General features: G+C 72.3%; 2 protein-coding genes. Both read right to left on the bottom strand.

What is annotated here, in order from left to right; translation table 11 throughout:
- Positions 1-329: ATP-binding cassette domain-containing protein (locus FVW20_RS16155; RefSeq protein WP_196610401.1), on the bottom strand; the 329-nt coding region annotated here is incomplete at its 3' end.
- Positions 320-1,143: PstA family ABC transporter permease (locus FVW20_RS16150; protein WP_196610400.1), on the bottom strand; the 824-nt coding region annotated here is incomplete at its 5' end. The genes FVW20_RS16150 and FVW20_RS16155, both read right to left, overlap by 10 nt.

The following is a 1,143-nucleotide window of genomic DNA, read 5'->3' as shown; positions in this document are numbered from 1 at the left end:
GGGCCGGACGGCCCCAGCACGTCGCAGGGTCCGTCCGGCCCCGGCACGTCCGGGGTGCCGGGGGGGCTGTCCGCATGCCGCCCGCCATCGGGGCCGCCGGGGTACAGCACGATGGAGCCGGTGGTCTCGCAACCGGGAAAGCATTCGTTCAGGCGGTTCAGGGCGCGCAGGAAGGTGGTCTTGCCCGAGCCGGAGCGGCCCAGCAACACGGTGACCCCGGTGCGGGGCAGGTCCAGCGAGGCGTCTTTTACCGCCGGGCGGCCATGGAAGGACACGCACAACCCGGTTACCCGCAGGCCCGGCTCGGGATCGTGTATGTTCAGTTCCATGCATCCTCTCCCTTGTGGCGGCGCGCCATTACCCGCTGCAAGGCTCCGGCCCCCAGCATCATGGAGCCGGAAAGGACCAGCAGCACCAGCGCCGCGCCAAAGCCGCGCGCCAGTTCGTCCTCGGTCTGGTACTGGGCGGCGGTGTAGTAGATGGTGAAGGGCAGGGCCTCGAACTTGGCCAGCAGCCCGGCGGGCAGCCCGGCGTTGGCCACCACTCCGGTGAGCAGGATCACCGCCGTGTCTTCCGCCGCGCGGCCCATGACCAGCATGACCCCGCCCAGGATGCCGCGCCCGGCCTCCGGCAGCAGCACCCGGAACACGGTCTGCTCGCGGGTCAGGCCCAGGGCCGCTCCGGTCAGCCGCAGTTCGGGGGGCAGTGATTCCAGCGCGGCGCGGGTGGACACCACCAGCGGGGGCAGCACCAGCAGGGCCAGGCACCCGGCGGCCAGCAGCAGGCAGGTGTTGGCCTGCGGCATGAAGGTGCGGCGCAGCACGAGGATGAGCGTGAACCCGAACAGCCCCATGACGATGGACGGCACCCCGGCCAGCAGTTCCACGGCCAGCCCCAGATGGCGGCGGGCACGCGGCCCCGCGTATTCGGCAAGGTAGATGCCGCAGCCAACGCCCGGCCCAAGCACCAGCAGGGTGGCCAGTCCCACAAGGTACAGGCTGCCCGCGCAGGCGGGCCATATGCCGTCCCACACCGGGCGCAGCCCGGCCATGGCCAGCAGTGGCGGCGCATCGCCGAAGAACAGCGCGCGGCCCAGGGTGGGCACCCCGCGCCACAGCAGGTAGCCGCAACCGGCGGCGGCCA

Source organism: Nitratidesulfovibrio oxamicus (genome assembly GCF_015731765.1).
GTDB lineage: Bacteria > Desulfobacterota > Desulfovibrionia > Desulfovibrionales > Desulfovibrionaceae > Cupidesulfovibrio > Cupidesulfovibrio oxamicus.
The sequence above is the reverse complement of the archived record's forward strand: the minus strand, read 5'-3'. Positions and strand labels throughout refer to the sequence as shown.